Genomic DNA, 25,687 nt, shown 5'->3' on the forward strand with positions numbered 1-25,687 from the left:
CCAAGGTATTGGTGGAAAAAGACCTATTGATATGATCACCTTAAACAACACAAAATAAACCTGCTACCTTGTCATCGAATTACTAAACCCTTACAATTGCGAGGTACGAAGCAATCTCTATGCTGTACAGAGCAAACAGAAAAGCTTAGAACTTGCATGATCGATCTGCATGGTGAGATTGCTTCGTCGTTCCTCCTCGCAATGACATGTTTTTGAGTTACAACAAATCCTTCAAATGTTTGTAATTAGCCTTTACAGTATCCAGCACTTCGTTCATGTGGCCGTTAAGCATAAGCTTGGTCATGGATACGGCCATGCCTTTTACCTGTTCAAACTCAATTTTGGGCGGCATGGCCAGTGCGTTGGGATCGGTGAATATGTTCACTAATGCAGGGCCGTCAAAAGCCAGTGCATCGGTAATGGCTTGCTTAACCTGATCTGGCCGGTTAGCGGTAATCCCTTTCATGCCCATAGCCTGTGCAACCAGGGCAAAATCAGGGTTGTACATATCGGTTTGCCAATCAGGCAGGCCCGCTACTTCCATTTCTAACTTTACCATACCTAAGGAGCGGTTGTTGAAAACGATGACCTTAACCGGCAGCTTGTACTGTACAATGGTGGCCAGGTCGCCCAATAACATGGATAGGCCGCCATCGCCGCAAAGCGCTATCACCTGCTGACCGGGGCGGGCCAAAGCCGCGCCAATAGCCTGGGGCATGGCGTTGGCCATTGAGCCATGGTTAAATGAACCTATCATTTTACGTTTACCCGTGGCATTAATATAGCGCGAACCCCACACGCATGACATCCCCGTATCAACCGTAAATATGGCATCATTGCTTGCCTGCTTATCCAATATGCTGGCTACAAATTCAGGATGTATTTTATCCTTTTCGCCGCTGTCATCAACGTAGGTTTGCATTTTATCTTTTACATCGGCATAAACTTTTAGCTGCGCTTGTAAAAAGCTATCATCCTGTTTTTGGGCAATTAAGGGGAGCAGCGTCGTAAGTGTATCCTTTATAGTTCCGCACAAACCTACATCTACTTTAGCCCGGCGACCAATGCGCTCGGGTTTGGTATCTACCTGCACAATTTTGCAATCGGTAGGCATAAAAGGAGTGTAAGGGAAATCGGTACCCAAAAGTATCAGCAGGTCGCTCTCGTGCATACTATGGTAGGCCGATGGTAAACCTAATAGTCCGGTCATGCCCACCTCATTCGGGTTATCATACTGGATATCCATTTTAGCCCTGAAAGAATAGGACACGGTGGCGTGTAACCTTTGCGATAACTCCACCACCTCATCATGCGCATCGGCAGCGCCTATGCCGCAAAAAATGGTTATTTTATGGTATTGGTCTATCAAGCCAGCCAGCTGTTGCAGATCAGCATCTGATGGCCTGATCACTGGTGCCGGGTTATAGTTTTGGGTTGAAGTATTGATTTCAACGGCATCCATGCTGGTAACATCACCGGGCAAACCAATTACGGATACCCCTTTTTTGTGCAGGGCACTTTGAATGCCCGCCTGCAGCATACGTGGCAGCTGTTTTGGGGTGGTGGCTATTTGATTATAATAACTGCAATCATCAAACAATTTAATGGTATTGGTTTCCTGGAAATATTGGGAACCAAATTCAAAGCTCGCTATGGTAGATGCAATGGCAATAACCGGTGCACCTGAACGATGAGCATCATACAGACCGTTTATTAAATGTACGTGGCCCGGGCCGCTGCTGCCTGCGCAACAGGCAAGTCCGTTAAGCTGTGCTTCGGCGCCGGCGGCATAAGCGCCAGCCTCCTCGTGCCTTACATGTACCCATTGTATACTGCCTTCGCGCCTTACGGCATCATTTACTTCGTTAAGGCTATCGCCGGTTACGGCGTATATTCTTTTTATGCCGGCATTCGCCAGCATCTCAACCAGTTGGTCTGCAACATTCTTTGCCATTTTATTTTGATTATATAAATCAAACTCCGTAAGGCGGCAAGAGTTTTTGAAATTGTAAATTGTTATATAAATATTACGTGTGTAAAGGCAAGTTTATACACGTGTAAAAAAGTGTATAAAAATGTAAAATATCTATACACATCAGTTACAAATAAGCTGCAAAACCATTTGAGCATTAAATTGATGTGATTATAAAAGTTAATTTTATTTGCACTAATCACACTTATAGAACCGGTATTAAATAAAGCGAATAAAAGTTTTGAGCATATAAGTGTGCCAATAATAAATCACAGTTGTAATAAACAATTACTATGCTTTTTAACTCGCTTAGCTTTGCCATTTTTTTGCCCATAGTTTTTATTTTGTACTGGTTTGTTGCCAATAAAAACTTAAAGTATCAAAACTTTTTACTGCTTTGCGCAAGCTATTATTTTTATGCCTGCTGGGACTGGCGCTTTCTGTTCTTGCTCATCTTCTCAACATTGTTAGATTATTTTACAGGACTTAAAATGTCTGAAACCGAAAATCGGAACAAAAGGCGGTTTTGGTTTTGGCTTAGTGTTTCGGTAAATATTGGTTTCCTGGGGGTGTTTAAATATTACAACTTCTTTGCCGAATCTTTTGCCGATGCGGCCCTGAATTTTGGGATGCATGTAAGCCCCTGGACCTTAAAAGTTATATTACCCGTTGGTATTTCCTTTTATACCTTTCACGGCCTGTCATATGTTATTGATATTTATAAGAATAAGATAAAAGCCGAAAGAAATTTTATTGATTATTCTTTTTTCGTTAGCTTTTTTCCGCTTTTGGTGGCTGGGCCTATTGAGCGGGCAACCCATCTTTTACCTCAAATAAAAAAAGAAAGAACCTTTGACTATTTAAAAGCGGCAGATGGCTTACGACAAATATTGTGGGGCTTTTTTAAGAAAGCAGTAATTGCTGATCAATGTTCTGTTTACGCAAATATGATCTTTGCCAATTCAGACCATTATCCCGGCAGTACACTTGTACTGGGCGCCCTTTTCTTCACTTTTCAAATTTATTGTGATTTCTCGGGTTACTCAGACATGGCCCTGGGTATTGCCAGGCTTTTTGGGATTGAGCTGTTGCGGAATTTTGCCTTCCCTTATTTTTCAAGGGATATAGCTGAGTTTTGGCGGCGCTGGCATATTTCACTCTCCAGCTGGTTTCGTGATTATTTGTATATACCACTGGGGGGTAGTAAGGGCGGAACCTGGATGAAGATAAGGAATACAATAATTATTTTTTTAGTAAGCGGTTTTTGGCATGGCGCCAACTGGACGTTTATTGTATGGGGGCTTTTGAATGCCTTATTTATTATGCCCTCCATCATTTTTAATACCAACAGGAACAATCTTGAAATTGTGGCAAAAGGAAAAAGCCTGCCAACAATAAAAGAGTTTTTTCAAATGGTGCTAACCTTTTCATTGGTTGTTTTTGCCTGGATATTTTTCAGGGCAAATAATTTAACACATGCTATAAGCTATATAAAAACGATATTTTCCAAATCAACGTTTTCCGTTCCTCAAATGGATGTTAGTGGATTTGAAATATTGAACACCATATTACTCATTATAGGTTTTTTAATAATTGAATGGAACGGGCGCGAAAACCAATACGCTATTGCAACATTAGGAATATTTAAAAAAAGAAGTTACCGGCTGGCATTTTATTTTACTTTAATCCTAACCATATATTTATTTATGGGCAGGGAGCAACAGTTCATTTATTTTCAATTTTAAGATCATGGAGAAGTTTTTAAAAAGAACAATTTGGTTTATAGTAATGGCTGTTTGTTTGCTTGTTTCGGTAATATATATACCTAATTACCTGGTTGATAAAGAATCTAAGTTTTACATTCAACGGAGTAGTAAAATTGTATTGTTTGGGCATTCGCACCCTGAATGTGCTTTTAATGATTCTTTAATTTCCAATTTTAAAAACCTGTCCCATTCATCAGAGCCTTATTTTTATACCTATCAGAAAATAAAAAAGGTTTTATCGCAAAATCCGCAAATAGAAACAGTTTTAATAGAGTATTCAAATAATCAGATAGATGAGAAAATGAATGATTGGACATGGGGATATAAATACATGTCGAATATGTTTCCGCAATATGTTTCATTTATGGATAAATCAGACATAGATCTGTTAATAGAAAACAACCCCAAAGATTTTATGAATTGTATGTCTATTTCAACCCGTAAAAATTTAATACGGCTTTTTACCTGGAACTATAATTTTTCTGACGGCTTGGGCGGGTATTTGCGTATTGATAAACTTCGTAACGCAACCAACGATGCTGCAAAGGAGGCTGTAAGTAATAACATAGGCAATAATAGTACAAACATATCAAGTGTTAATATCGACTATCTACAAAAAATAATCACGTACTGTCATGCTCAACATAAAAAAGTTTTCCTGGTCAGGAGCCCCCTGCATAAAAATTATGAATACTTAAAAAATGAAAAAGATTTTACAAGAATAAGGAACGAGAAATTTTCAGATATTGATTTTTTAGATTTTAATAAATTTCCCTTAAATGATGATGATTTTGCAGACTATGGACACCTGAATTATAAGGGCGCTACCAAGTTTTCTAAGTGGTTCAATACTATGGTAAATTCAGGATTACTACTGAATAAAAATAAACAAGCTTTAATTGATAAAAGCTTAAGTGGTTCAATAAGTATGTAATTTAAGGAGGATTTGCAAAGGATATATGTGATAACTAAAAAGGCAAACTTGAACAAAGCTTGCCTTTTTTTATGTATCCATATATTGAGAAGCCGTGAACGGCTGTTAACTTCTGGTATTGATTAAAAACTTACCTAAGCAACTCTTGAATCAATACATTTATATATGATAGAATTTACAGTAACCTTAAAAGATCATCTGTAAATGATGGTTAAAATTTGAAAGGTTCCCCAGTAAAGCTGAAGTAGCCTGCCTTTTAATAAGTTTAAGTCTGTTTTTTTCATGACCATTATTCTTTATTGACAATACAAAGATACCTCGGGTAAGCAGGCGCATCAATCTCAATAAATCGGTTTTAACAACCAATTTTTCCGATAAGCATGTATTACCGTCAGGCAACGGTCATAACGGGAATTTTAGGAAAGAAAAACGGCGTGTTTTTTATTGGAGCAGCTTAAACTCTGAAGGATTGTAGCCAGCAAAACGTTTAAAAAAACGACTGAAATGTGAGCTGTTATCAAAGTTAAGTCGCTCGGCAATTTCTTTAATACTGAGGCCCGATGATGACAAAAGATATTGGGCCTCCAGGTACATGCGGTTGTGGATAACATGCAGGGCATTTTGCCCGGTTTCGCCCTTCACTATTTCGGTTAAATATTTTGCAGATATAAATAATTCATCGGCATATTCCTGTACGGTTTTAAGCGTTAAAAACTGCTCTTCAACCAGTTTTTTAAATTTGTATACCAGCTGGTATTGTTTACTCAAATGGCGGGTGGAGTTGAGCAAGCAGCTTTCGCAGGCCCGGTTCATTTCGTACAACAGGTCTGTTATCAAAAGCCTTAAAATTTGCAAATGGAAAGCGCCCTGCTCCCTGCTTTCGTCGCTTATTTTTTCGTACAGCGCTTTTAATGATGCTACTCCTTTTTTAGGGAGCCCATAAATGGGCGGATAATCGGGGTTTACCTCCAGCAGGTTATCTACAATGTTTTCTTTCAGGAAATTATTAGTTAAAAACTCTTTTTTAAACAGTACCTGGTACAGGAGCAGATCATCAGAAGCATCCTCAAAAGAAGTAATAAAAGCAGGGGATACCAGGTGGATAGAGTTTGGGTAAACCTCAAACACAAAATGACCTATTGTTTTTTTACAAGTACCGTTAAGGCATAAAATAACTGAATAATAATCTGTTTTAACAGGTAAACCATGCTGTACACCGTGCTCATTACTTAATACAGCAAAATCATCCTGGTTCCATGCATCGCTGATAATGCCAAAATCAGGTTTGCTGGTATTTACCGGGGGGAGGTGCTTTTTAAGCGTAGAAGGGATATCTAAAACAGCTATTTTATTACTCATAAATGCCCGCAAGTTAATTGGGTATAATTCAAATATAAGGTAAAATTATTTTTGCGATTGATCAGTCCGTCAGCTGCCGCTCGGCTTTTAGCTTTTTTTGAACGTCATGTTTATAATTGCGGCCAATGGGGAGCTCATGGCCAGACACCTCAACCGTTTGGGAGTAAAAGGAATCAATTTTAGCCAATGCCACCATGAACGACCGGTGGATCCTTACAAACTTGTTTTCGGGGAGCATTTCTTCCAGGATACTGATCTTTTGCCGGGTGATATATACCTGATCTTTTACCACCACTTTTACATAATCGCGCAGGCTCTCTATCCATAAAATGTCATTTACATTTACCTTGGTGGTTTTACGGTCTACTTTAAGATAAATGAAAGTTTCATGGTCGCTTACCGGTGCTTCATGCGTAATAATATTCCTGGTTTTATTTTCGGTTAGCTGGTAAATTTTATCAACAGCACGCAAAAAACGTTCAAACGAAATTGGCTTTAACAAATAATCAACCGCGTTCAACTCAAAACCTTCCAGTGCGTACTCGCTATAAGCGGTGGTGAAAATTACTTTAGGCGGGTTTTTAAGGCTCCTCAACAGATCGGTTCCTTTAATGCCCGGCATTTTTATATCCAGGAACATGAGGTCAACCTGTTTTTGCTGCAATAGTTGAAAAGCCTGTATGGCATCCGCGCATTTACCAACCAGTTCCATCTGATTAAATTGCGACAGGTACTTTTCAAGCACCTCCATGGCATGGGGCTCATCATCAACTATCAATACGCGCATTTTCATGTATTTGCTTTTGTTTTGAGAGCTGTTTAACCATGTTAAGGTCCATATCAAGCACAATGAGAAAGGTTTCGTCCTCGTTCATTATTTTGAGTTTGGAGGTGGCGGGATAAAGCAGGTCAAGCCGTTTCATTACATTTTTTAAACCAATGTGGCCCCTGCCTGCCAACTGATCTTCATCAGGTTGACGTTCAGGATTATTATTGGCCACCTTTAATTTAAAATGATTGCCGGTAATGCTTACATCAATATTGATCCAAACCTGGCCTGTTTTTTCGCTGGTGCCGTGTTTAAAGGCATTTTCAATAAAGGGTAGTATGAGTAGTGGCGCTATCAGTTTATTTTTAAGATCGCCTGTAATGGTGAAATTAATATCAATGCGATCTTCATAACGCAATTTTTCAAGTTTTACATATTGCTGCATCATGAATATTTCTTTTTCAAGCAGCACTTCATTGGCATTGCACTCGTAAAGCATATACCGCAAAATATCTGACAAACCAAGGATGAGATGTGGTGATTTTGGCGATTGATTTAAGCTTAAGGCATACAAATTATTCAGGGTATTAAATAAAAAGTGCGGGTGCACCTGTGCTTTTAAAGCGCTTAATTCGGCCTCTAAAGCGGCCTGTTTACGCTCATACCACATTTTAAACAGCTTAATGGCCAACACAAAACCAATAATGAGGTTTACGCCTTTCAGTGCGTTTACCAGGCTTTGGGTATCGAATAGTTTTATTAAAAATGGCTGTTGATTATATTTAATATAATCTATATCGGTAATAGGCATTACCCTGATCAGGTATGGATTTACAAAAAGCAAACCTACAGCCCTTGTTGTGAATAGCGAAACAATAACCAGTACCAGCAACCACACAGCGAATTTTAAATACTGCTTAACAAACAGGTACCGTGGAATTACCCAATAGGCAATGGCATAATAGTAAGCAATTTGAACCGGCATAAAAAACAGGTTGTTTCTGAGGGATACCCAAAAATTAGTTTGTATGGAGTACAAACCTGCTATGATAAAATATACGGCTATCCAAAACAATACATGCTGGTAAACCCGCGGTATTTTTATGTTTCTTAGCCGGCTATCAATAACATCATTCATATAGCTAATTTACTCTATAGCAGCCTAAAGAACTATAATATTTTATGAAAAGCGACAAACTGCATATTTTCATCGACAGACAGCAAGAAAACATTTGTTAAGGGTAATTATTTTTGATAAATGTTGATAGGGGTGCATTTGTTGCTGTTTGTACTGTATTAATTGCCGAGTATCATCAATGCTTTTTAATGGTGTACAGCCTGTTTAATTTTAGTTTATAAATTAAAAAAACAGGGTTATGAAAACAATAATGATAACAGCATTGATTCTGATAAGCGCAATTTGCGGTCAGGCTCAAAACAAAGTGCCAGCCAGTCATGGCTTTTGGGTGGTGGAGAGTAATATCAATAAACCAAAGGTACAAACAGTGCGGTTTTACAGTGACGACTCAAAATTGCTTTATGAGGAAACGGTAAACACTAAACTAAATTTAAAGCGTGAAAAAGTACAGCTGGCTTTAAACCAGATATCGAACAAACTGTACGAGAATAAGCAATATATGGAGAGTAAAAAGCTAATAGCCCTTGCCTTCAATTTAAAACGCTAACGATCTTTTTTAATTATACTTTTGAACAGGGGTTGGCGCGAGGTCAGCCCTGTTCTATTTATACCTGTTCCTGCTCTACCCAGTTACCATCTTCTTTGATAATACCTATCAGCTCATCAAGCGCGTTGGCCGAGCTTATATTTTTCTTAACGGCTTCTTTACCACGATAAAGCGTAATTTTATCAGTACCTGAACCTACATAGCCATAATCAGCGTCGGCCATTTCGCCGGGGCCATTTACAATACAGCCCATAATGCCAATTTTTAAACCTTTAAGGTGACTGGTACGACTGCGGATCATTTGGGTAGTAACCATCAGATCAAACAAGGTACGGCCACAGCTTGGGCACGATATATATTCTGTTTTGGAGATCCTGGAACGGGTGGCCTGCAAAATACCAAAGGCGGTTGAGGTGATCACATTGGCAGGCAGCTCAGGTGCATCAATCCAGATCCCGTCGCCAAAGCCATCAACCAACAAAGCGCCAAGATCGGTAGCGGCGTACAGTTGTAAGTTCTGAGTCTTAAGTTCTAAGTCTTCAGTCAATCGTTCGTTTTGACTTTTGACTTTCGACTTTTGGCTTTCAAACTCATCACTCAAAACTCCAAACTCATAACTTCTTTTCACTATCACCGGTACTTCCAGTCCAAGCTCTTCCAGTTTAAAGAAGAAACCGCGCTGATCGGCCATGCCGTGTAACGCTGTGGTTTCCAGCACAAATACCAGTGAGTTATCAAAAGGCAGTGAGCCAAATTCATCCGAATCAATATCGGCAGGGGATATCCTAACCAGGTTTAATGCTGATGAGTGGTTGCCTGCTTCCAAATACTCCCGTAATGAAAACACCGGATGGCAATTAGTTTTATCAGGCAGTTTTTGCCAGGTTGTATAGTTATAAAGTTGTTTTAAGTTACTTGGAAATACAAACGATGGCAGCTCATCGGCCAGATAAACAAAATCAACCGATTGCTCGGCCATGTTGTATTTATCAAGCAAAGGCGAATACAGGTAGCCCGCATCGTTTAAAATAGAGGCGTCCTTTAAATTCTTTTTCGATAGATCAAGCACAACCCGCGGAACCATGTGCCCGCCAATAAAAGCGTTAGCCTCATAGGTATGGCGTTTTTTATATTCGTATGGACTGTGGGAAGCTGAAGGCTGAAGGCCGAAAGCCGAAAGCTCTTTTTCTTCGGCTTTTTGCTTTTCGCTTTCTGCTTTTCGCTCCACATATCGCTTCACCAGTTCAATTGCAACAGGGGCTTCGGCTTCAGGTTCTTCGGTGAGGGAAACGCGGACAGTATCGCCCAGGCCATCTTCCAGCAGCGTACCTATGCCGACAGCCGACTTGATGCGGCCATCTTCGCCATCGCCGGCTTCGGTTACGCCCAGGTGCAGCGGATAGTTCATGCCCTCGGCAACCATGGTTTCTACCAATAAGCGGTAAGCCTGCACCATCACCTGCGGATTGCTCGATTTCATGGAGATCACGAGGTTATAATAGTTCAGCGTTTCGCACATCCGCATAAACTCCATTGCCGATTCCACCATACCCTGCGGGGTATCGCCGTAACGGCTCATGATACGGTCGCTTAGCGAACCGTGATTAGTGCCAATGCGCATGGCGGTACCATACTCTTTACAAATATTAACAAGGGGAGCAAATTTTTGATATATGCGATCCAGCTCGCCCTGGTATTCCAGGTCGGTATAGTCAATCTGGTCAAATTTCTTTTTATCGGCATAGTTACCGGGATTTACACGTACTTTTTCAACTATACGCGCGGCAACCTCGGCTGCGTTTGGGGTAAAATGTATATCGGCAACCAATGGCACGTTATATCCCCGCTGGCGAAGCTGTTTCTTGATCTCGGCCAGGTTTTTAGCTTCCTTGATGCTGGGGGCAGTGATGCGTACATACTCGCAGCCGGCATCAACCATACGGATAGACTGCTCAACAGTACCAATGGTATCCATGGTATCGGTAGTGGTCATACTTTGTATGCGGATAGGGTTATTGCCACCCATAGGTACATCACCGATGTTAACCTCGCGTGTAACAAAACGCGAATATTCGGTTAGCGAATTGCAATAACGGCCTTGCAGTAATTTAACAGCATCAGTATTCATGCAGCGGATAATTAATAAGATGCAAATTTAAGAATTATGTTGGTCATTAATTAGCTATTGTATAAAGCATAAATTAATATGACATTAACGATTGATGCCGTATAATATATTATTTTAGCAATCCAAATCCTTATCAGTCATCATGAAAAATAGCTTACTGCTTGTCTTTATATTCAGCATATTTATTTCCTGTAAAAGTAATACTAAGCCACCTATCAAAGATTCGATAGTGGTGACTCAATCTATTAATCAAACTCAGGAGGTCATTAAAAAATTTAAACCAATAATACAGGGCGTTTGGGTTAAGAGCGATTATGTGGATAAGGTGATTAAAACCAAATCGCCGGCTACTGCTGCAGATGAAGCTACCGGGATGACTACTATGTATATTAACACCGATAAAATAACAGGCGATAGTATTTTAGTAGGAGCAGGCTGGAACAATCATGAAGGGGGTGAACTCACACTTAAATTCAAAGCAGGTAAGGGGAAATCTACAATATTATTTGGTGGAGGGGAACTGGGCTACTCCATAAAAAATGGCGATACTGTTTTAACTACTTACTGGCCGGATGAAAAGAAAAGCAATAAGATTATTGTAACTAATTACCGCAGGGTTTTAATTAAACAAGCCGAAGATATGGGCTATGGTATTCAATATATAATCAATAAACAATTGATATCTGGGAAATACAATATGAAAGATTCTATTGGTAATAATTCGATAGTTAAGTTTTATAATGATGGTAAAGTATCAGGTTTTTTAAATTTTAAAACTTTCTATATTAATACTGATTTCGTAGCCGGGCCACAAAATAATCTTGATCAGTTAATCTTTGATGTTCAAACTAAAGTTCAAAAGGATTTCCTTTTTAAACTACAATCAGACACATTAAATATTTATGAAGTGAATGTAAGCGCAGATTCTTTACGATTAGAGCGGGGAAAACTTAAATACAGCCTGATCAGGCAAAAATAACTCCCCCTAAAACAACCTGTCCTTGATTATCAGCGTACCCGCCATCATATCATGCAAACATTGCTGCTTTTTGTTGAAGAACGCGAACAGGTAACCAATAAAAAATGTGCCAACAGAAAATATTTTGCACAGGTTGCGGCTAATAGCCTTGCCTGTGCTGATGCGGTTGCCCTGCATATCCACCACTTTGATCTTTAACATCTGCTTGCCATAGGTGGCCTGTTTGGCCGAACTTTCCATTACTATATGGTAAATGATCTTGGCAAAGGGTATAATACCCAAAATGGTAAAGGATGCTATCATACGTGTCTCCTTATCCTGAATAAACATTATCACTACAATAAACGCGATGATGATAAATACACCCAAAAGTATAAACCAGTCAAGTACCGAAGCCAGCAGCCGCTGATCAAAACTACCAAAATATTGCATTAATAGCGCGGGTTTGGTAAAGCCCAATAGCTCCCTTAATTCGGCAATTTCCTGAGCCTCTTTGTAATCGTCCATTTCGGGGGTTTTTACAAAATCGCCGGGTTTTATATGGAAGCCTTTTAATTCTTCAATACTAAAAGGCCCTTCGGGTTTACCTTCAATTACTAATATGTAGGTTTGAGCCATTAGTTGAATTACTTTTGAGTTGGAATGGTTAAAGGTGGAAAAGTTACACTAAAATATATAATAAACGCACCATTAGCGTAACCAAGCAATCACTTTTACCTCCTTGTCATCCTGAGCATAGCGAAGGATCTATTCATGAATATGTCAATCGGCGATCAGATGCTTCGCTACGCTCAGCATGACAAAGCTTTTTATTACAAATACGGTTTCCACCAGTTGGAGTTATATTCACCTGTAACCTCAGTCGGTTTTCCCGGCTCGGGTACAAACAGATCAATGTTTTTATCTTTTGCCAGAGTTGTTAAACGTTCAATAGGCTCATACCAGGCGTGTGGTGCCAGGTTAAAGGTGCCGTAATGAATGGGCATCATCAGTTTTCCCTTTAAGGCCAGATGCGCGTTTGAAGCATGATCAGGGCCCATGTGAATATCTGGCCAGTATTTGCCATAAGCACCAACTTCCAGCATAGTGAGGTCAAACGGACCAAACGCTTCGCCAATGTCTGCAAAGCTTGGCGACCAGCCCGAATCGGCACCAAAATAAATATTATGTTTTGGCCCTTTCATTACAAATGACGACCATAATGTTTCGTTCCGGTTAACCACACCACGACCCGAAAAATGCCTCGCCGGTGCTGCAGTAATCACCATGTCATTGCCGATCATTATACTATCGCCCCAATCCATTTCGGTAATATAGTTTTCAATAATGCCCCATTTGCGCAAGTATTGGCCAACACCGATGGAACAATAAAAAGGGATGGTTGAACCGGCGAAATATTTAATGGTGTCTTTGTCAAAATGGTCATAATGATCATGCGAAATGATCACTGCATCAAGCGGTGGCAGCTCGCTCAACAAAAGCGGTGGTTCAAAAAAGCGTTTTGGACCCATGAATTTAGAGAACGAAGCACGGTCGCCCCAAACAGGGTCGGTGAGTATGCGTTTGCCATCAACCTCGATTAATATGCTGGAATGCCCTATCCAGGTAATGCGCAGACCACTTGCCGGCGGGGTTTGGTAAACAGTAGTATCAGTTTTAAAAGGGCCTATTGTTTTCTTAGGATTATTTTCGGTTTTGTTATTCATGTACTCCCGCAAAATGGGGACTATCTTACCAAAGCCTGCTTCATCAGTGGGTATTACGTTTAAATATTTTTTTCCTTTTTTGCGCGATCCGTCTAAACTCATATAAACAATTATAGTACTATATATTTATTTATTAAGAGACAGCAACCATTAAAAAGTTACGATGAATATAATGAACCGGTTTTATTGACGCAAAAATGATATTGCCCTATCGCAAAACTCCACTAACGAAGCCGGCAGGGTATCACTTGCATAAGGGTGCGAGCCTCCAAATGTATGGTCGCCGCCGGGAAGTACAAAAAATTCGGCATTGGGTTGTGCTGTATACAGCTCCTGCGCATGTGCCAGGGGAACAGTTTGGTCCGCTTCACCATGCATCAGCAGCCAGGGTTGGGTTATGTCAGCTGCCTTTGTCGCAATATCCAGGCGTAAAGGATGTTTGTCCAGGTCATCCAACAGGGTTGATTTGACCGGCATCTGCTGTCCGGTGCGCGAATTATGCATATAAATTATACCCTGCAGCCGCCATTGTATTTCGCTCTGTTTGGGCCAAAGGTTACGGAAACCGGATATGGACGCCATGGTAACCAGCTTTTTGATCCTGTTGTCTTCGGCAGTTTTAATAATGCTGATACCGCCGCCCATGCTGTGGCCAATTAAAAATACCCCATCGGCCACCGCCATGCCCGATCCGCTGCCGGCAAAATCAATAATGGTATCCAGATCTTCCAGCTCTATCGAGAAAGTGTTATCGCTGAAAGCGGTAAGGTCGGCAAAATCAACAGGATTATCTGGCGTGGTACCGTTATGCGAAAAATTGAACTTTAAATACTTAAAACCATTGCGGGCGAAATAATTGGCCACCAGGTTATGCGTGCCCCAGTCTTTAAATCCTTTAAAACCGTGTGCAAAAATTACCAGCGGCGCGTTTTTAAGGGCATCATCATAAGTTACATCTATTAGCATTGGCCGGCCTTTGGCGCCGGGTAGGGTATAATTGTCTTTACGGATCATGGCCGAAAATTACAATTTTTTGGTATTAAAGCGATATGATATTGATCGCTACCGTAAAGAGTTCCCATACAGTAGCGATACACAATCTAACATTAATCCTTATTCGCAAACAACCGCCTGAACGGGTTCCGGCTCATTTATTTCATTAGTGAGTTCTTTTCTTGCCTCTTGTTTTTCGCTAATGGTGATAAAGCTTAGGCCAAGTGCCAGTAATAACAGGGGTACGGTCATCCAGATCACTTCATGAATGCCGTAATGGGCAATAACAAAGCCACCCAGCAAGCTGCCCACGGTAATGCCCGCGTTAAAAAAGGATGGCAGCAAACTGTTTACAAAATCAAGCGCTTTACCCTGTATGCCATCAATAACATGGAGGTTGGCTACCAAAAAACCACCTGTATGTATAAAACCCCAAACCGAAAGAATGGTTACCATTGGTATAAACAATCCCCCGAATTTGTACGCCAGTAAATGCATGATTACCAGTGCCAGTAAAAACAAACGACTTGTTACCGGTATATTTTTACTTAAAGCGATACCTGTAAGCCAGTTGCCCACTATGCCTGTACCACCAAAAACCAGCAGCATGATACTTATCTGCACGCCGTTCATGTGCGAAACTTTATCTAAATATTCGGCCAGGTAACCGTAGGTGGCAAACATGCCAGCCAACACAATGGTTGACGTTAAAAGTCTGACCCATAATTGTGCACTGCCCAATATTTTTACCTGGCTTTTGGTGCTTGCCTGTTCATCGTCGGCCGGCATAGTTGGTACAAAAAGGGCCAGTGCTGCAAAGGCCAGTAAATTTATAAAAGCCGAGAGGACAAATGATGCCCGCCAGTTAAACAGATCGGCCATATAAGTGGTTAAAGGCACACCTAATACAGTAGCCACACTCAGGCCTGCCATGACTATGGCAATGGCTTTAGGTGCATCTTTTGGTCCGGCTTGTTTTGACGCGGCCGTCATAGATACCGCCCAGAATACGGGATGTAAAAACGCGGGCAAAATACGGGCTATCATCAGTACGGTGAAGTTAGGGGCCACCGCAGATAGCAGGTTAGAGATCACAAATATGCCCAGTACAAGACACATGATTGTTTTGCGGTTCATTTTTGCTGTGAGCATATTGGTAAAGGGACCTGCCAGGGCTACGGTTAAAGCAAACCCGCTAAGCAGCCATCCTGCTGTATCAATAGAAATATGAAATTCCTTTACCAACGCAGGCAGTATCCCGATAACGCCAAATTCGGTGGTGATTATCCCAAAAGCACCCAGGGCCATGATATAGATAGATTTTTTCATGAATTTTATATTTAAATATTTGAATGTTTCTATAAATTAGAGCAAAACAAGCCAGTTTTTCTCCCTCAAAAAGTCTAATCTTTCAGTTCGTTCAAACAAGCGATATACTCGTTTAGTACTTGTTGGTTCAATACATACTTGAGGTTGCGGCCTTCTTTTTGGGGCAACAGTAACTCGGCATCTACCAACTGTTTTAAATGATGCGAAACAGAGGGCTGCGTAAGATCGAGCAGGTCATTTACCTCTGCGCAATAAAGACAATCTTTCTTTTTTTTAAACTCCTGTAAAATAGCTATCCGGCTGGTGTCGCTCAGCGCCCTGGATATTTTTTCTATTTTTTTGTTGTCCATCATTTCCGGTTGATCATGATTTATGATCATTTACAGGTGCAAAGATATATAATGGTATTAATATATAGAAATATTTCGATATATTAATTTATTTAGCGCATTACGATAGTGATAGATCTTTTTTATGACATCATACCTTTTTCCCATTAAAGGTAATATTATACAGATCAGTCCTGCGGTCTTTTAGGTTTTGTACGCTGCCGTACTCATGCAGTTCTTCCAGGGTCGACAGGTCAACATCGGCAATCACAATCATTTCGGTATTGGGTGTGGCTTCAGATTGTATGCCATTGGTAGGGAAACCAAAGTCTGACGGCGTAAATACTGCCGATTGCGCATAGGAGATCCCCATATTGTTTACATTAGGCAAATTACCTACACAGCCTGCAATGGCCACAAAACATTCATTCTCCACCGCGCGGGCCTGGGCGCAAAACTTAACCCGGTTATACCCATTTTGAGTATCGGTTAAAAAAGGGACAAACAAGATCTGCATGTCCTGACTGGCCAGTATACGAGATAATTCCGGAAACTCCACATCGTAACAGATCAGGATGCCTATTTTACCGGCATCAGTTTCAAATACCTTTACCTCGTCGCCACCGCGCATACCCCATGAGCTTATCTCGGCCGGGGTTGGGTGTATCTTATAAACCTCCTCCATACTGCCATTGCGCCTAAACAGGTAGGATACATTATATAACGATTCCTCAAAAATAGTGGGCATGCTGCCTGCTATAATGTTTACGTTGTAGGATACCGCAAGTTTTGAAAACTCCTCAATAATGGGTTGGGTATACTTAGCCAGCTCGCGCATGGCCTTTGCCGAATCCATATGGTTATAATCGGCCATAAGCGGTGTGTTGAACAGCTCGGGGAACAAAATAAAATCGGCCTGGTAATCGCTCACGGCGTCAACAAAATATTCGGCATGTTTCATTAGCTCGCTAATGTTGCTGTATGCACGCATTTGCCATTGCACCAAACCTATACGTACCACGGTTTTTTGATTAATGGCTGTACTGATCTCCTCATAATATACATTGTTCCACTCAATCAGTGTAGCAAAACCTTTGGAACGGCTGTCTTCGGGCAGGTAATTACGCAATATTTTACGCACATGGAAATCATTAGCCAACTGAAACGACAGGGTAGGGTCATAGATCTCCTTATATTTTACCTTATCAATGTATTGGCGGGGGGTAAGGTCGTTCTGGTATTTCTGATAATTGGGTATGCGGCCACCGGCTATGATGCTTTTGAGGTTTAGCTTTTCGCACAGGGCTTTACGGGCTTCGTAAAGGCGGCGTGCCAAACGCAGGCCCCGGTAATTAGGGTGTATAAAAACATCAATACCGTATAAAACATCGCCTTTTTCGGTATGCGTTTTAAAGGTACTGTCGCCGGTTATTTGTTTGTAGGTATGGTTGTCGCCAAATTTCTGATAGTCGACAATAATAGATAAGGCACAACCTACTACTATATCATTAACGGTAATACAGATCTGTCCTTCGGGAAAAATCCGGATAAGCCTTTTAATGGAATTGGCGTCCCAATAATCCTCGTCCATATCCATATAGGCCGATTTCATTGATTTTTTTAATTCCTGGTAATCCTGTACTTCCAGGTTACGCATTTCAACACTTTGCAGATCCATATTTTTATTTGTGTCTGTTTTGATTATCTAATATAAGGTTTCCTATGCCACCAGTCCCAAATAATGAGCTTGATTGTACAGTCGGGTAGGGCGATTAATGCGGGATGATGTGATAGTTGATGCCAGGTTTTTAAAATGATTAATTTCTGCAAATGTGCATTCGATTATTAGTGCAGCAAGACCTGTGTTTTTTTTAAAACGCATTGCTTAATATACATAATTTTGCTATATATTGTTTTAAGCACTTTAAATGTGGTTTTATGGTCATTTCACCTAATTTATAACCATTCTAAATACTCCTGTTTGACAAAGTGTTGACATTGCAACGCTTTTATAGTGATATTTTTGTTCGGTCAAATTTAAAACTGCTTTGAAGTATTTAAAGGTTATTGCTTTTACACACAAACAGATTGAACTGAAGGAATTAGGTAGATTGGTGATTTGCCAGGAAAATCTGACAGAAAAACTTCAACAAGTTAAAACTCAATTTGGGATACCAGAGATATTTTATCTGGCTACGTGCAACCGTGTTGAATTTGTTATGACAACCCCACAGGTTGTTGATAAGGATTTTGCAAAACGGTTTATCGAAGCTTTTAATACCGAGCTGTGTCATGATTCGCTGAGCACATTTATGGATAGTGCTTCTATCTATGAAGATCAGGAAGCTATGGTTCACCTGTTACGTACTTCATGCTCGCTGGAAAGTTTGATAGTTGGCGAAAAGGAGATCCTGGCTCAACTGCGCAAGGCTTATGAGCACTGCAAAGAGGCCGGCCTTACCGGTGATGGTTTACGCATGGTGATGAATTGTGTTGTTAAAACAGCCAAAGAGGTTTATACCCACACCAATATTTCAAAAAATCCTATTTCGGTGGTGTCATTAGCTTACCGCAAGCTTAAAGATCTTAACCTTTGTTCAAATGCCCGTGTATTAATTATTGGTGCAGGCGAAACCAATCGCAATATTTCCAAATACCTTCAAAAACATAAGTTTTCAAATTTCTCGGTTTTTAACCGCACGGTTTCAAAAGCCCAGCAACTTGCTGTTGACCTTAATGGCGCAGCTTTTGATCTGGAAGCTTTAAAAACATACAATAAAGGTTTTGATGTGATCATTACCTGTACATCGGCAGTTGAACCTATCATTACTACCGAAATATATAAATCGCTGCTTAACGGCGAAACCACCCGCAAAACCATTGTGGACCTGGCTATACCTAATGATACCGCTCCCGAAGTATTGGAACTGTTCCCGGTTAATTTTATCGAAGTGCACTCATTAAATGAGGTTGCCAAACGTAACCTACAGGAGCGTTATCAGGAATTGGTACATGCCGAAACCATAATTGAGCAAAATATAGCTGAGTTTTTAACCCAGTTAAAACAACGCCGTATTGAAGTGGCCATGCGTCAGGTACCCGAAAAAATCAAGGAGATCCGCAACACCGCCATCAATTCTGTTTTTGCCGATGAAGTTCAGGGCATGGACGAGCAATCGCGCGAGATCCTGGAAAAGGTGATCAATTACATGGAGAAAAAATATATCAGTGTGCCCATGATCATGGCTAAAGATATATTGATCAACGAAAATTGATAAATTTTTGAGCTATTGTTCCTTCAATATGTCATTGCGAGCGTAGCGTGGCAATCTCATCAGAAAAGTAGCAGATTATGCATGTCGGAAACCCGCTCTTGGCCGCGGGAGGGCCAGTTACTTTTGTCGCCACAAAAGTAACCAAAAAGGCTTTCAGCAGAAATGCTTCTTTGTGCACATGGCCTTCGTCCTGCAAATCAGTCAGAACCACGGGCTGCTTAATTTTGCCTCCACTTTCGTTCGCTCATAGCCATCGCTTCAGGCAAAATTGCTAATGCCCTTGCAGCCACACAGGCCACCATGTTCTGTCTGATTTCATCCGAAGCTTATCTGCTGACGGGAAAAAGAATTATCTTCTACGGGCGTCATTGTGAGGAGCGAAGCGATCTTCTATGCTTTACAGAGTAAATAGGCCTCCATATTCTGACTATTTCGCCCGAAGCTTATCTGCTGACGGGAAAGAAATATTCCACATGCTACTGCAAATGTTTTCGCTGCCACTTGGGTGTGTTGTAATTGCTTAATGTTTATGTCGGCATTAGCCAGAGCCATCCACACTTATTTAAAAAGTCGGATTTATTATTTAATGTCGAACTATTTATTTAGATTAGTTTATGAACCTTTCACGAAGTATTCCTTGCTCTAATAATAATATAAGAAAGAGTTTTTTGTTAGTGATTGCCCTTTTAGTTATAGGCCTGCCAGCATGTAAAAAAGACCAGCCGGGTAGGGCTGTTTCTATCGTTGGAAAATGGAATTTGAAAGACTACCGTCGACAACAAACAGAAAATGGTAAATTTACAGATGAGGTAATTGTTCCTGGCCTTGATGAATATTTAAAACTTGAGGCCAATTTTACCGGCACGAAGCCTTATTACTCATCACTGAGGCCAATGATTGATTCTTTTAAATATGCTATAGCAAACAATAAGTTAGTGCTCACCTATACAAACATTCCCGGAACAACTGATGTTTTTGAAATTACAGAACAAACCGCTACCAGTTTAAAGCTACACCGTGAATTTAACCTGATGACACCGCCAGATAAAACCGTATGGGATTATAATTATGTAAAGTAATTGCTAATACCCCTGCAATCGCACAAGGCCAGCATATTCTGCTGCACGAAAAACAATAAAAGAAATCATGGTAATCCTTTAATCTCATAAATCCCGGTTCAGACAACCACGTTAGGGATAGAAGCGGATACCGGCCCGCGCCTAAGGCCTTGTACCGTATGAGCGAATAGCCTGGCCCGCAGGGAAACGTTCACATTAGTATATTTACCTGACTTACCTATCTGCTATCTACCCAACCATCTGCTAATCACCACACAACCCTCCCAAAAACCACATATAACAGTCATTTTGTTGCAATTTGGATTAATTCGTTAAATTCTTGTACCTTATCATCCCTATAAAAAATTAAATTTGCAAAGTAAAAAATCATTCTTTTGGACAGAACACTGATAATAGGAACAAGAGGTAGTGAATTGGCACTATGGCAGGCTAATTTTGTAAAAGACAGCCTTGCAGCAATTAATGTAACTGCCGAACTAAAGATCATAAAAACCCAGGGCGACCGTATACTGAACCTAAGCTTTGATAAGTTAGAGGGTAAGGGCTTTTTTACAAAGGAATTAGAAGAAGAATTATTGGCTGGTACCATTGATATCGCGGTTCACTCGCACAAGGACCTGCCAACTGAAAACCCTCCGGGACTCATTATCGCAGCAGTTTCAGAAAGGGAAGATCCCGCTGAACTGTTGTTGATCTTGAAAGATTGTGTGGATGTGCACCAAAAGCTTTCGGTAAAATACGGGGCTATTGTAGGTACATCATCGAACAGGCGCAAAGCGCAATTGCTGGCCCACCGCCCCGACCTGGAAATAGAAGACCTGCGCGGTAATGTGCCAACCCGCATAGGCAAACTGCGCGATGAAAAATATGATGCCATTATGCTGGCCAAAGCTGGCATAACTCGTTTAGGTTTGGACCTGAGCGAATTTCATGTGGAGGAAATTACTCCTGTAGAGCTGATACCTGCGCCGGCGCAAGGTGCGCTGGCTATCCAGATTCGCGAAAATAACCAGGAGGTTTTTGAGGTACTGCAAACACTGCATCATCCGGACGTAGCCGAAGAGCTGGCTGTTGAAAGAACAGTGCTTAAACTCTTTGGTGGCGGTTGCCACCTGCCGCTGGGCTGTTACTGCCGCCGTGATGAGGGTATGTTCCAGGTGTTTACTTCCAAAGCTGAAACCGGCGAGGATTTTCCTGACAGGCTGTTTTTAGAATCGGCAACAACCGAGGGCCTGGCCGAAAAGATAGTAGCAAAATTTGCTAAGGGCCGTAAGTTCCCCTCAAAGGTATTTATATCGCGCGAGCTGTCTGATCAGAGTTATTTCCGTAAGGCGCTGGAACATCACGGTATTGATGTAGAGGCCCGTTCACTGATCCGTACCGTGCCGGTAATTAACAAGCTCGACTCGTATATATTAAAAAATATTGACTGGGTATTTTTTTCCAGCAAAAACGCGGTGGAATATTTTTTCCAGCTGAACCCGCTATTTCCTAAAAAGGTGAAATTTGGCGTAATGGGCAGCGGGTCAGAAGAAATGCTGCGTCGCAAAGGTTATTTTACCAATTATGTAGGCGAAGGAACCGATACTGCCGAAGTTGCCGAAGAGTTTGCTAAGCTGGCCAATGGAAAGATCATCTTGTTCCCAGGTGCCGAAAGTCCGATGAGGAGCATACAGCAAGGGTTATCGGCCGATACTAAGATCATTGATCTGCCGGTATACGAAACCGTGCTGGAAGAAGATGTAGAGGCCAGCGGTGCCGATGTGATGGTGTTTACCAGCCCATCTAACGTGGAGGCTTACTTTGCTGATAACCTGCTTGACCCTTACCAAAAGGTAGTGGCCATAGGGAAATCAACAGGCAAAAAATTTGATGAAATGGGTGTAAAATATACCCTGCCTTTTTCGCCCGACGAAGTTGGGCTGTCTGAGGCTGTGTTTGGACTTTAAGCCCCCTAACCCCCTAAAGGGGGAACGATTGGCGGCTTTAATATTAATAAGAAATTTAAAAACTCCCCTTTTAGGGGGTTAGGGGGCTTATGTTACAAAGACCACGTAGAAACCGGAAAAGTGAAGTGATACGCCAAATGGTGCAGGAAACCCACGTTAGCGCTGCTAACCTGATATTCCCGCTGTTTATAGTTGATGGTACGTTTCAAAAAACAGAAGTCGCATCGATGCCGGGCATTTATCGTTATTCTATTGATAACTTGCTGCGCGAGGTAGAAAGCTGTTTAAAGCTCGGTTTAAATTCGTTTGATCTGTTCCCCAATATTGAGGAATCGTTAAAAGACCCGTTAGCTACCGAAAGTCACCGCGAGGAAAGTTTATACCTGCGGGCCATTCGCGAGGTAAAAAAGAATTTCCCCGAAGCTTGTGTAGTTACCGATGTAGCGATGGACCCTTACAGCAGCGATGGTCATGACGGCATTGTTAAAAACGGCGAGATACTGAATGATGAAACGCTGGAAGTATTAGGTAAAATGGCCCTGGCCCATGCTCAATGCGGTGCGGATATCATTGCCCCGTCTGACATGATGGATGGCCGTGTAGGATATATTCGTAATGTGCTGGACGAAAACGGATTTACAAACGTTTCTATCATGTCGTACTCGGCTAAGTATGCCAGCGCGTTTTACGGGCCGTTCAGGGATGCCTTAAATTCGGCACCCAAATTTGGCGATAAAAAAACCTACCAGATGAACCCGGCCAATCAGCGCGAAGCATTGATAGAAGCCAATCTTGACGAATTGGAAGGCGCCGACTTTTTAATGGTAAAACCGGCATTGCCATATCTGGATGTGATAAAATTAATAAAAGATAATACCGAGCTACCAGTAGCGGCCTATAACGTAAGCGGCGAATATGCCATGGTTAAAGCCGCCATACAACGCGGCTGGCTTAATGAGCAACGCGCCATTACCGAAGTGCTTACCAGCATCAGGAGGGCCGGCGCGACAGCCATATTAACCTATCATGCCAAGGAAGTACTGGAGAATAAATGGATATAAGAAGCTAAAAGCAGAAGGCTCAAAGCCAAAAGCTTTTACTGAACGATAAATAAATCAAGCTTTAAGCTTTTTGCTTTGGGCTTTATGCTTAAAAAAGAATGTTAGATTCAATAAAAAAGATGTTTTCGGGCGAGGCTAATGAGCCGGTGAGTACAACAGGAAAGCCTGACATTAGTAGGGAAAAATCTGCCGAGTTATATGCCAAGGCAAAAACGTATTTCCCGGGTGGGGTAAACTCACCGGTGAGGGCGTTTAAATCTGTTTATGGCACACCCCTGTTTATACAAAAAGGCGATGGCAGCCATATCTGGGATGCTGATGGTAATGAGTTTGTTGATTTTTGCTGCTCATGGGGACCGCTTATTTTAGGTCATAATAATGCTAAGGTAAAAGAGAAAGTTATCGAGGTGATGCAAAACGGCATGTCGTTCGGTGCACCAACCGCTCTGGAGAATGAACTGGCCGAACTGATCCTGAAGAACAATAAATTTATTGAAAAACTGCGTTTTGTAAGCTCCGGTACCGAGGCGGTAATGTCGGCCATTAGGTTGGCAAGGGGCTATACCAAACGCGATAAAATATTAAAGTTTGAAGGCTGCTACCACGGTCACGTAGATGCCCTGCTGGTTAAAGCTGGCTCAGGCCTGGTAACCTTTGGCGAAACTTCATCAGCAGGAGTGCCCAAAGCCTTTGCCGACGAAACCATTGTTGTATCTTTAAATGACAAAGAAGCTTTAACCAAAGCGTTTGAAGAGTTTAACGATCAGATAGCTGCCATTATTATTGAGCCGGTACCGGCCAATAACGGTTTGCTGCTGCAGGAAAAAGAATACCTGCAATTTTTACGTGATATATGTACCCAAAATGGTACCCTGCTTATATTTGATGAGGTGATATCTGGTTTCAGGATAGGTTTTGAAGGTGCATCAGGCTATTACAATATTAAGCCGGATATTATAACCTATGGCAAAATCATAGGTGGTGGTATGCCTGTTGGCGCTTACGGGGCATCGGCGGCTATCATGAGCAATATATCGCCTGATGGCGCGGTTTACCAGGCGGGTACTTTATCGGGCAATCCGGTAGCAATGGCCGCGGGTATAGCGCAGCTAAGCGAATTGCTAAGGATGGGTTTTTACCGCGACCTGAATAATAAAACAGAAGAGTTCAGAGATGCAGTACAGCGTTTTGCTACAGCCCGAAACTATAAGTTTAAGGTGTTTGGTATTGGGTCTATATTCTGGTTTGCTTTTACAGATAAAGAGTATATTCGTAAAGCCGAAGATATTGATGCATCCAGCATGGAAAAATTTAAAAAGTTCCACCGCGAATTAATAAACCGGGGCATTTACCTGGGGCCATCAGGCTATGAGGTTGGCTTTATATCATCGGCCCATACCAAAATAGACCTGGAGAAAGCAAAACGTGCTATCTTTGATAGTCTTGACCTGGTATTTAACGGTAAATAACTGAAACTGATAAAGAAAATGAAAAAGCCATTTGTTATTTTTTATGCGCTGATCATATATGCCGTTTCCGAATTGGTTTGGTGGGGCTATATGCTCATGAAATTACAGCCGGAACGCATTGGGATGATCCTGGGCGAAGGCTCCATGTTTGTGTTGATATTTGTTGTGGGGGCCTTTAGCCTACATAAATCTATAAACAAGGAACGTAAATTGCAGGAGCAGAAAAAGAATTTCCTGCTTTCGGTAACGCATGAGTTAAAATCGCCGTTGGCATCCATCAAAATATTGCTGCAAACCATTCAAAAACGCAACCTGACCAAGGAACAGATCCTTGATTTTATTGATAAGTCATTGAATGATGTGGAGCGTTTGGATGATATGGTGGAGAATATGCTGCTGGCATCAAAAATTGATAACCGGTCATATACTTTCCCTAAGGCCAGCTTTAACCTTTCGGTATTGGTTGATAGTATTGTTAACCGTCTGCAGATCACCAAATGCGATTGCAACCAGCAGATCATCGATGCCGAAATTGAACCAAAGATCGAGATCACCGGTGATAAATTTGCTTTAACATCGGTAGTTACCAACCTTATTGAAAATGCGGTAAAATATTCAAGCCCGTGCTCGGCAGTAGGTGTTAAACTGTTTTCGAAAGACGACAAGGTTTACCTGGAAGTGGCCGATCATGGTATTGGTATAGCCGATAATGAAAAAACACGTATTTTCGACAAATTTTACCGTGTAGGCAGTGAGGATACCCGTAATACAAAGGGTACCGGGCTGGGCCTTTATATTGTAAAAGAAGTGCTTGATAAACACAAAGCCAGTATCAGGGTTAGGGATAACCGCCCTGCAGGCAGTGTTTTTGAAGTTGTTTTTGGATTAACCTAAATTAAAAGTAA

Annotated in this window: 21 protein-coding genes; 10 read left to right on the plus strand and 11 right to left on the minus strand. The window is 41.4% G+C overall.

What is annotated here, in order from left to right:
- Positions 1-217: 217 nt before the first annotated feature.
- The gene (locus M2273_RS05475) at positions 218-1,954 is read right to left on the minus strand and encodes a thiamine pyrophosphate-dependent enzyme (protein ID WP_429394005.1); all 1,737 of its coding nucleotides are present in this window, start codon (positions 1,952-1,954) and stop codon (positions 218-220) included.
- A gap of 311 nt (positions 1,955-2,265) precedes the next feature.
- On the opposite strand from M2273_RS05475, the gene M2273_RS05480 reads away from it, so the two are divergent.
- Positions 2,266-3,717, plus strand: coding sequence for an MBOAT family O-acyltransferase (locus tag M2273_RS05480; protein ID WP_429394008.1), 1,452 nt, complete (start codon positions 2,266-2,268; stop codon positions 3,715-3,717).
- Positions 3,718-3,721: 4 nt separating this feature from the next.
- Positions 3,722-4,672 (plus strand): hypothetical protein, encoded by a 951-nt coding sequence (locus M2273_RS05485; protein ID WP_429394010.1) that lies wholly within the window; start codon positions 3,722-3,724, stop codon positions 4,670-4,672.
- 441 nt (positions 4,673-5,113) lie between these two features.
- Here the strand turns inward: M2273_RS05485 and M2273_RS05490 are convergent, their stop codons facing one another.
- From M2273_RS05490 to M2273_RS05500, 3 genes are all read right to left on the minus strand, one after another.
- Positions 5,114-6,031, minus strand: coding sequence for a helix-turn-helix domain-containing protein (locus tag M2273_RS05490; RefSeq protein ID WP_429394012.1), 918 nt, complete (start codon positions 6,029-6,031; stop codon positions 5,114-5,116).
- A 61-nt stretch (positions 6,032-6,092) separates the two neighbouring features.
- The gene (locus tag M2273_RS05495) at positions 6,093-6,824 is read right to left on the minus strand and encodes a LytR/AlgR family response regulator transcription factor (RefSeq protein WP_429394014.1); all 732 of its coding nucleotides are present in this window, start codon (positions 6,822-6,824) and stop codon (positions 6,093-6,095) included.
- Entirely contained in the window at positions 6,799-7,938 is a 1,140-nt protein-coding gene (locus M2273_RS05500) for a sensor histidine kinase (RefSeq protein ID WP_429394017.1), read from the minus strand. The genes M2273_RS05495 and M2273_RS05500 overlap by 26 nt, the downstream gene beginning before the upstream one ends.
- A 238-nt stretch (positions 7,939-8,176) precedes the next feature.
- On the opposite strand from M2273_RS05500, the gene M2273_RS05505 reads away from it, so the two are divergent.
- Positions 8,177-8,485 (plus strand): hypothetical protein, encoded by a 309-nt coding sequence (locus tag M2273_RS05505; protein ID WP_429394019.1) that lies wholly within the window; start codon positions 8,177-8,179, stop codon positions 8,483-8,485.
- A gap of 58 nt (positions 8,486-8,543) precedes the next feature.
- On the opposite strand, the gene ispG is transcribed toward M2273_RS05505, so the two are convergent.
- Positions 8,544-10,613, minus strand: coding sequence for a (E)-4-hydroxy-3-methylbut-2-enyl-diphosphate synthase (gene ispG, locus M2273_RS05510; protein WP_429394022.1), 2,070 nt, complete (start codon positions 10,611-10,613; stop codon positions 8,544-8,546).
- Between the two features lie 142 nt (positions 10,614-10,755).
- Between ispG and M2273_RS05515 the strand changes: the two genes are divergently transcribed.
- Complete coding sequence (locus M2273_RS05515; protein ID WP_429394024.1) at positions 10,756-11,592, plus strand: hypothetical protein; 837 nt, start codon at positions 10,756-10,758, stop codon at positions 11,590-11,592.
- Between the two features lie 6 nt (positions 11,593-11,598).
- Here M2273_RS05515 and M2273_RS05520 read toward each other — a convergent pair whose 3' ends face one another.
- The 6 genes from M2273_RS05520 to M2273_RS05545 form a co-directional block, all read right to left on the minus strand.
- Positions 11,599-12,210, minus strand: a complete 612-nt coding sequence (locus M2273_RS05520; protein WP_429394025.1) for an RDD family protein — start codon at positions 12,208-12,210, stop codon at positions 11,599-11,601.
- A gap of 194 nt (positions 12,211-12,404) precedes the next feature.
- Complete coding sequence (locus M2273_RS05525; RefSeq protein WP_429394027.1) at positions 12,405-13,400, minus strand: MBL fold metallo-hydrolase; 996 nt, start codon at positions 13,398-13,400, stop codon at positions 12,405-12,407.
- An 81-nt stretch (positions 13,401-13,481) separates the two neighbouring features.
- Positions 13,482-14,312, minus strand: coding sequence for an alpha/beta hydrolase family protein (locus M2273_RS05530; protein WP_429394030.1), 831 nt, complete (start codon positions 14,310-14,312; stop codon positions 13,482-13,484).
- A 99-nt stretch (positions 14,313-14,411) separates the two neighbouring features.
- On the minus strand, positions 14,412-15,620 hold the full coding sequence (locus M2273_RS05535; RefSeq protein ID WP_429394032.1) for an MFS transporter: 1,209 nt from the start codon (positions 15,618-15,620) through the stop codon (positions 14,412-14,414).
- A gap of 74 nt (positions 15,621-15,694) precedes the next feature.
- Entirely contained in the window at positions 15,695-16,000 is a 306-nt protein-coding gene (locus M2273_RS05540; protein ID WP_429394034.1) for an ArsR/SmtB family transcription factor, read from the minus strand.
- 100 nt (positions 16,001-16,100) lie between these two features.
- The gene (locus tag M2273_RS05545; protein WP_429394036.1) at positions 16,101-17,627 is read right to left on the minus strand and encodes a GNAT family N-acetyltransferase; all 1,527 of its coding nucleotides are present in this window, start codon (positions 17,625-17,627) and stop codon (positions 16,101-16,103) included.
- Positions 17,628-17,997: 370 nt separating this feature from the next.
- Between M2273_RS05545 and hemA the strand changes: the two genes are divergently transcribed.
- The 6 genes from hemA (at position 17,998) to M2273_RS05575 (ending at position 25,676) form a co-directional block, all read left to right on the plus strand.
- A complete protein-coding gene (gene hemA, locus M2273_RS05550; RefSeq protein WP_429394038.1) occupies positions 17,998-19,224 on the plus strand; it encodes a glutamyl-tRNA reductase in 1,227 nt (408 codons plus the stop codon).
- Positions 19,225-19,898: 674 nt separating this feature from the next.
- Positions 19,899-20,303: a lipocalin family protein gene (locus M2273_RS05555; RefSeq protein ID WP_429396328.1), complete on the plus strand. Its 405-nt coding sequence runs from the start codon at positions 19,899-19,901 to the stop codon at positions 20,301-20,303.
- 374 nt (positions 20,304-20,677) lie between these two features.
- Positions 20,678-22,252 (plus strand): hydroxymethylbilane synthase, encoded by a 1,575-nt coding sequence (gene hemC / locus M2273_RS05560; RefSeq protein ID WP_429394041.1) that lies wholly within the window; start codon positions 20,678-20,680, stop codon positions 22,250-22,252.
- 89 nt (positions 22,253-22,341) lie between these two features.
- Positions 22,342-23,313: a porphobilinogen synthase gene (gene hemB / locus M2273_RS05565; RefSeq protein WP_429394043.1), complete on the plus strand. Its 972-nt coding sequence runs from the start codon at positions 22,342-22,344 to the stop codon at positions 23,311-23,313.
- A gap of 98 nt (positions 23,314-23,411) precedes the next feature.
- The gene (gene hemL, locus M2273_RS05570) at positions 23,412-24,782 is read left to right on the plus strand and encodes a glutamate-1-semialdehyde 2,1-aminomutase (RefSeq protein ID WP_429394046.1); all 1,371 of its coding nucleotides are present in this window, start codon (positions 23,412-23,414) and stop codon (positions 24,780-24,782) included.
- 18 nt (positions 24,783-24,800) lie between these two features.
- Positions 24,801-25,676, plus strand: coding sequence for a sensor histidine kinase (locus tag M2273_RS05575; protein WP_429394049.1), 876 nt, complete (start codon positions 24,801-24,803; stop codon positions 25,674-25,676).
- The last annotated feature ends 11 nt before the right edge of the window (positions 25,677-25,687 follow it).

The sequence above is a fragment of the Mucilaginibacter lappiensis genome, from assembly GCF_050433765.1.
GTDB lineage: Bacteria > Bacteroidota > Bacteroidia > Sphingobacteriales > Sphingobacteriaceae > Mucilaginibacter > Mucilaginibacter lappiensis_A.

Bases quoted from the DNA above. Each gene is read 5' to 3' on its own strand.
- M2273_RS05530 (WP_429394030.1), bottom strand. From the start codon at position 14,312: ATGATCCGTAAAGACAATTATACCCTACCCGGCGCCAAAGGCCGGCCA.
- M2273_RS05535 (WP_429394032.1), bottom strand. From the start codon at position 15,620: ATGAAAAAATCTATCTATATCATGGCCCTGGGTGCTTTTGGGATAATC.
- M2273_RS05520 (WP_429394025.1), bottom strand. From the start codon at position 12,210: ATGGCTCAAACCTACATATTAGTAATTGAAGGTAAACCCGAAGGGCCT.
- M2273_RS05485 (WP_429394010.1), top strand. From the start codon at position 3,722: ATGGAGAAGTTTTTAAAAAGAACAATTTGGTTTATAGTAATGGCTGTT.
- M2273_RS05505 (WP_429394019.1), top strand. From the start codon at position 8,177: ATGAAAACAATAATGATAACAGCATTGATTCTGATAAGCGCAATTTGC.
- M2273_RS05495 (WP_429394014.1), bottom strand. From the start codon at position 6,824: ATGAAAATGCGCGTATTGATAGTTGATGATGAGCCCCATGCCATGGAG.
- M2273_RS05515 (WP_429394024.1), top strand. From the start codon at position 10,756: ATGAAAAATAGCTTACTGCTTGTCTTTATATTCAGCATATTTATTTCC.
- hemL (WP_429394046.1), top strand. From the start codon at position 23,412: ATGTTAGATTCAATAAAAAAGATGTTTTCGGGCGAGGCTAATGAGCCG.
- hemB (WP_429394043.1), top strand. From the start codon at position 22,342: ATGTTACAAAGACCACGTAGAAACCGGAAAAGTGAAGTGATACGCCAA.
- M2273_RS05480 (WP_429394008.1), top strand. From the start codon at position 2,266: ATGCTTTTTAACTCGCTTAGCTTTGCCATTTTTTTGCCCATAGTTTTT.
- ispG (WP_429394022.1), bottom strand. From the start codon at position 10,613: ATGAATACTGATGCTGTTAAATTACTGCAAGGCCGTTATTGCAATTCG.
- M2273_RS05575 (WP_429394049.1), top strand. From the start codon at position 24,801: ATGAAAAAGCCATTTGTTATTTTTTATGCGCTGATCATATATGCCGTT.
- M2273_RS05525 (WP_429394027.1), bottom strand. From the start codon at position 13,400: ATGAGTTTAGACGGATCGCGCAAAAAAGGAAAAAAATATTTAAACGTA.
- M2273_RS05540 (WP_429394034.1), bottom strand. From the start codon at position 16,000: ATGATCATAAATCATGATCAACCGGAAATGATGGACAACAAAAAAATA.
- M2273_RS05545 (WP_429394036.1), bottom strand. From the start codon at position 17,627: ATGGATCTGCAAAGTGTTGAAATGCGTAACCTGGAAGTACAGGATTAC.
- M2273_RS05475 (WP_429394005.1), bottom strand. From the start codon at position 1,954: ATGGCAAAGAATGTTGCAGACCAACTGGTTGAGATGCTGGCGAATGCC.
- M2273_RS05490 (WP_429394012.1), bottom strand. From the start codon at position 6,031: ATGAGTAATAAAATAGCTGTTTTAGATATCCCTTCTACGCTTAAAAAG.
- M2273_RS05500 (WP_429394017.1), bottom strand. From the start codon at position 7,938: ATGAATGATGTTATTGATAGCCGGCTAAGAAACATAAAAATACCGCGG.